The organism is Daejeonella sp., assembly GCF_037719425.1.
GTDB lineage: Bacteria > Bacteroidota > Bacteroidia > Sphingobacteriales > Sphingobacteriaceae > Daejeonella.
Window position 1 is genome coordinate 1 of the sequence record NZ_JBBJNI010000206.1, and the last position, 5,781, is coordinate 5,781.

The 5,781-nt window shown below is 41.8% G+C and carries 5 protein-coding genes; 3 read left to right on the forward strand and 2 right to left on the reverse strand.

The window, feature by feature from the left end:
- Positions 1 to 538: DEAD/DEAH box helicase (locus tag WKF69_RS18300; protein WP_340383795.1), on the reverse strand; the 538-nt coding region annotated here is incomplete at its 3' end.
- Between the two features lie 265 nt (positions 539 to 803).
- Between WKF69_RS18300 and WKF69_RS18305 the strand changes: the two genes are divergently transcribed.
- Positions 804 to 2,138 carry a dihydroorotase gene (locus tag WKF69_RS18305; protein WP_340383797.1) on the forward strand — a complete coding sequence of 445 codons (1,335 nt, stop codon included), beginning with the start codon at positions 804 to 806 and terminating at the stop codon, positions 2,136 to 2,138.
- 339 nt (positions 2,139 to 2,477) lie between these two features.
- The gene (gene hscA, locus WKF69_RS18310; protein ID WP_340383799.1) at positions 2,478 to 4,325 is read left to right on the forward strand and encodes a Fe-S protein assembly chaperone HscA; all 1,848 of its coding nucleotides are present in this window, start codon (positions 2,478 to 2,480) and stop codon (positions 4,323 to 4,325) included.
- Between the two features lie 164 nt (positions 4,326 to 4,489).
- On the opposite strand, the gene WKF69_RS18315 is transcribed toward hscA, so the two are convergent.
- The gene (locus WKF69_RS18315) at positions 4,490 to 4,801 is read right to left on the reverse strand and encodes a hypothetical protein (RefSeq protein WP_340383800.1); all 312 of its coding nucleotides are present in this window, start codon (positions 4,799 to 4,801) and stop codon (positions 4,490 to 4,492) included.
- A gap of 283 nt (positions 4,802 to 5,084) precedes the next feature.
- Here WKF69_RS18315 and WKF69_RS18320 point away from each other — a divergent pair.
- The coding region (locus WKF69_RS18320; RefSeq protein ID WP_340383802.1) for a hypothetical protein at positions 5,085 to 5,781 on the forward strand (697 nt) is incomplete at its 3' end.

Sequence of the window (5,781 nt, forward strand, 5' to 3'; positions counted from 1 at the left end):
TCTGGCGTTTTCTTGGCACCACTTCTAAAATACGGTGGATGGATCCTATGAATCCCATATCCATCATTTTATCAGCCTCGTCCATAACAAGAAACTTCAAATATTGAGTGTTGATATTGCCGGCAAGGTAAAGATCTAGAAACCTCCCTGGAGTGGTTATAATAATGTCAACTCCTTTCTTTAATTCAGCGATCTGTGTCTTTGGCCCAAGGCCTCCATAAAGCACCACCGTGCGCAGATCAGTATACTTGGCAAAAACCCGAACATTCTCTTCGATCTGCATGGCCAGTTCGCGGGTCGGCGCTATAATTAAAGCACGCGCATCAACGCCCTGAGCATATTTTAGCTTCATTAGCATCGGAAGCACGAAGGCAGCGGTTTTACCCGTTCCCGTCTGCGCTATACCCATAATATCTTGCCCGGACAAAATAGGCATGATCGCTTTTTCCTGAATTGGCGTTGGCAAAGTATAGCCTGCGTCTGCAACAGCATTCAGGATCTGGCGATTAAGCTTAAAGTCTTCAAAAGATAATGACATGGGTCAAAGGTACGAATAGGTATGAGGTATTGATCAGTACGATTGATGAATTCAACTGAAAGCTACTGCTGCCGCCCGCGTTTAGTCTACTTCTGACCCTGCTGCTATTTACGGTTTGCCGACGTACCAATCCGCTTTAACATTCAAAATGTATTTATTTAACGGGTAAATTTCCTGGATCTGTGGGGCGCTGATTTTGTTAGATATATCTGATGACATTCCTGAATAATTTGCGAAATTTGCAGTATTTCAAACACAGGTTCCGATGTCTTCTATACTCATAAAATCCGCTACAATTATCAATGAAGGAAAATCTTTTCAAAGCGATTTGCTTATAAAAGATGGTATAATTAAAAAGATTGCCGGGGATATCGATGAGCCTGCAGACAAAGTCATTGATGCTGAAGGCTTACATCTTTTTCCGGGATGTATTGATGACCAGGTGCACTTCCGTGAGCCGGGCCTGACACATAAAGCAGATATTTTTACAGAAAGCAGAGCCGCAGTTGCGGGCGGTATCACATCGTTCATGGAAATGCCTAACACGATCCCCAATACGCTCACCCAGAAATTGCTCGAAGATAAGTATGAAATTGCTTCAAAAAACTCGGTAGCCAATTACTCCTTTTTTATGGGGGCTGGTAACGATAATCTGGATGAGGTTTTAAAAACAGACCCCCGAACGGTTTGTGGTATAAAGGTTTTTATGGGTTCATCTACGGGCAATATGCTGGTCGACAATGAAAAGACCCTCGAAGGTATTTTTAGCAAAGCGCCTATATTGGTCGCCGTCCATTGCGAGGATGAAGCCACCATTCGTAAAAATACTGAGAATTTTAAAGCTTTGTATGGAGACAAGCTCACACCAGAAATGCACCCGCAAATCCGTAGTGCAGAAGCTTGCTATAAATCTTCTTCTTTTGCTATAAAGCTTGCGAAAAAGCATAATACTCGCTTACACATTCTTCATATATCGTCGGCCCTCGAAACACATCTTTTTGAAAATTCTGTTCCGTTATCCGAAAAACGCATCACTGCCGAAGCATGTATCCATCATCTTTGGTTTTCCGATAAAGATTACCCGAAAAAAGGCAACTGGATCAAATGGAACCCGGCGATTAAATCCGGCGAAGACCGCGAAGCTATACTTCAAGCAGTGTTAGATGGAAAAATAGATGTTATAGCTACCGATCATGCACCACATACTATAGAGGAAAAATCACAGCCTTACATCAACGCTCCATCTGGTGGGCCTCTGGTTCAACATGCATTGATTGCGATGCTTCAGCTTTTCGAACAGGGAAAGATCAGCCTTGAAAAGATAGCCGAAAAGATGGCACATAACCCAGCTATATGTTTTCAGATTGAAAAGCGGGGCTTTATTCGCGAAGGGTATTGGGCTGACCTGGTTTTGGTGAACCTGGCTAAACCAATGGAAGTAAGGAAAGATAACGTTTTGTCTAAATGTGGATGGAGTCCGTTCGAGGGATTGATTTTTAGCTCATCCATAAACACGACGATCGTTTCAGGCAGAGTGGCGTATGAAAATGGTAAAGTTGTGGAGAATGGAATTGGGGAGAGATTGATGTTTAACAGATAGGCTAAATTCAATTCTCCACAATATCAGTCGTATGCAAATCTTCAATAGAAGCACAAGCTCAGGTCAACTAAACCCGGGCGGCAGCAGTAGCTTTTTGCGAAAACGATTTTCTTAGAACCTGAAATTATATTGCAAAAACTACTGCAGAGCACGGGACTACCGGAGCCTGAGAACACCGAAGCCTGCTTTCCAACAAAACACAACCCATCATTACAAAATCTTATACTTGTTATCCCTTCGTATTACAAATAATCCAATATCATCTAATCTTAATCCCATTGTAATAAAACATCCTTACCATTCTGTATTGCTTCCAAACTGAGTACCTTTGCCCACATTATGGCTACAGTATCTATTAATCTCGCTACGGGTTCGGTTCAAAAAGAAGAAATCATTGTTGGGATAGATCTGGGAACAACTAACAGTCTGGTTGCGTTTATAAATCCGGAAGGGAACCCACAAGTGATTAATGATACCGGAAAAGGCCTATTAGTGCCTTCTGTGGTACATTTTCAGCCTGACGGGAGTATCATCGTCGGAAACGACGCAAAAGAATATCTCATCTCTGATCCTCAAAATACTATTTTTTCTGTTAAACGGCTTCTTGGTCGTTCTTACAATGATATCGAGGCCCACAGCGATATCTTCTCATACAAGATCATCAATGACAATACTGAAAGCCTGGTAAAGATCAACGCTGGCGGAAAATATTATACGCCTATTGAGCTTTCAGGAATGATCCTTAAAGAATTGAAGGACCGGGCCGAACATGCTCTTAAAACGGCAGTTAACAGAGCTGTTATTACTGTTCCAGCATACTTTAATGATAGTCAGAGGCAGGCCACCCGTGATGCCGGAAAGCTGGCAGGGCTGGATGTTTTACGTATTGTTAATGAGCCAACCGCGGCGAGTCTGGCATACGGCATTGGACTTAATCCCGAGGAAGAAAAAACAATCGCTGTTTATGACCTCGGAGGCGGAACTTTCGACGTTTCAATATTAAAGATACAGAATGGGATCTTCGAAGTTCTTTCTACTAACGGCGACACCTTTTTAGGCGGGGATGATTTTGACCAGGCGATCGTAAATTATTGGATCGAATCTAATGAACTTGGTGAAAATATTGACGCTGGTCTTCGTCAGGCACTACGTCTGAAAGCCGAGGAGGCCAAGAAATCATTGAGCACGCAAAATATGTTCAATGATTTCGTTAATGAAATACCCTGTGCTATTACTAAAATAAAGTTCGAGGAACTCATTCAGCCTAAAGTCCAGCAAACTATTAAATGTTGCCAAAATGCATTGACTGATGCTGGATTAACGGTAGCAGATATTCAGGAGGTTGTAATGGTCGGAGGTTCAACACGTACCCCCCTTGTAAAACGAGGGGTTTCCGGGTTTTTTGGAAAAGAGGTCCACGACAAGATAAATCCGGATGAGGTTGTTGCGCTCGGTGCTGCTATTCAATCGGATGTGCTTGCCGGTAACAGAAAAGACATCTTATTGCTTGATGTTACACCGCTTTCCCTGGGGATCGAAACTATGGGCGGACTGATGGATGTGATCATCCCACGAAATGCCAAAGTCCCAAGTAAAGCTGGCAGACAATACACAACATCAATCGACGGGCAAGCCAACATGAAGATCTCTGTATATCAGGGCGAACGGGATCTTGTAAAAGAGAACAGGAAGCTAGCTGAATTCGACCTCAAAGGTATCCCCGGAATGCCCGCAGGCTTCCCTAAAGTCGACATCAATTTCCGCCTCAATGCTGACGGCATCCTAACTGTCGAAGCGGTAGAACTCCGCTCGGGCGTTAAACAAGAAGTAGAAGTTAAGCCCACATATGGGCTGACGGACCAAGAGGTGGAAAAAATGCTGATTGACAGTATCGAGAATGCTAAGGAAGACGTTAATCAAAGGATGCTCATAGAATCCAGAACAGAAGGTGAGCAGATGATCTACACCGTCGAACGATTCCTTGAAAAAAATAAAGCGCACGTTTCTGAACAAGAGATAACGGACACCAATAAACTTTTAAAAACTTTAAAGGAAGCTCTTACTTCTGGAGATAAAGACCTTATTCACAAATCAATTGATGAACTAAATGAGTACACAAGGCCTTTTGCAGAAAGGCTGATGAATGTTGCCATTGGCAGTGCTATGAAAGGGAAAGCGATTGAGTGATACGTTTTAGGTTTTAAGTAGTACGTTAATGAGTGTATTAACATTAAGAAGGCAACTAGTATAAAAAGCCAAGGAGACATAAAATATCTGCTTGGCTTCTTGTTTCAGACGGCGGGTCCGTTTTCAACTTATAACGTAAAACGTATCACGTATAACTATTAAAATTACTTATTATCGTTGCCCTCCATAGCTTCTCGTATGGTTTCTTGCTCGCGTAATCCTTCTATGTTATTTTTCTTTTCGTAATCGTCCTTCGTGTCTTCAAAACTGCTCAGGATCTCTGCGATCTTATCAAGATTATCTGCTACATTCTGATGCATCTCCGGAAGTACTTTTTCCAGAGTTTTATTGCCCAGATCAAAGTTATCTATCTCAATTTTACCAATCTTTTGTACGATTGCAGTCTGGCTATTTTTTAGATCTTCCAGTTCATTCGTTATTTTCTCCATCAGATCGAATTTTTTCAATTTATCCATAATTTTATGATTTGGTTTAGCAGGATAATGCAATTATGCTGCCAGTAATTACTGCAGGCAGGTTTTTGTGTTAACGAAGATTCATATGATTAGAGGATGGTACGATTAAAATGCATGGGTGCTTGCGGATTGGGAATCCTGACTTTCGTCAGGATGACAGTGATTTTTTAGGAGTGTCATCCCAGCCGCAGCGCTGAGATCTCGTTATTCTGAGAGGCCCGTAAAGATTAACTAAAAATTTAGTTTAAATAATTTATTCCGTATATTGTATAAAATTTCCATCATGAAAAAGCTGATCATCCTACTCCTGATCCTAACAGGTTTTAAAGCTCAATCGCAGGTTAAAGATGCCGACAACCTATATTTACTCGACCTTTTCCAAAGCCAGCGTTTTATCGAGGCATCGGATTACCTCAAAAAAATCTATCCGGAACCGATCACGGATAAGAAGATTTTATCCCGGTTTGGATACAGCCTTAGAATGGCTGGTAAATTATCTGAAGCCGAAAATTATTATCGGAGGATTCTTGAAAAGGATTCTACCGAGGTATCAACGCTTTTTAGCCTCGCGGGAATTAATCAAGCAAAGGGAAATTTTAAAAAAGCCGGCGATTACTATAAGCTGATACTGGCAATCGACAGTAATAATTTCTCCGTGTACAGGCAGTTGAGCGACATGATTGAAAACTCTGAAGGGATAATGTTTGCGACACCTTATCTTTCAAAAGCAAATTCGCTTAATCCAAAAGATGGTGATGTTGCATACAGCTTTTCAAAGGTCCTTAAGTCGTTGAAGCAATATCAATTAGCAGAGGCTGTATTGGACACGGCCATTGCCGCAGACACAACCAACATGTTCCTTTTGAGGGGAAAAGCCGAGCTGGCTTATGCCCGGGAAAAATGGCCTGTGGTCATTGAAATATTAAACAGATTGATAAGTCTGGGTGATGAAAATGTCCTTTCCCTTAAAATGCTTGGCG

What these genes read in the sequence shown, in the direction of transcription:
- WKF69_RS18305 (WP_340383797.1), top strand. Translation starts at nt 804, where the DNA reads ATGTCTTCTATACTCATAAAATCCGCTACAATTATCAATGAAGGAAAA.
- WKF69_RS18315 (WP_340383800.1), bottom strand. Translation starts at nt 4,801, where the DNA reads ATGGATAAATTGAAAAAATTCGATCTGATGGAGAAAATAACGAATGAA.
- hscA (WP_340383799.1), top strand. Translation starts at nt 2,478, where the DNA reads ATGGCTACAGTATCTATTAATCTCGCTACGGGTTCGGTTCAAAAAGAA.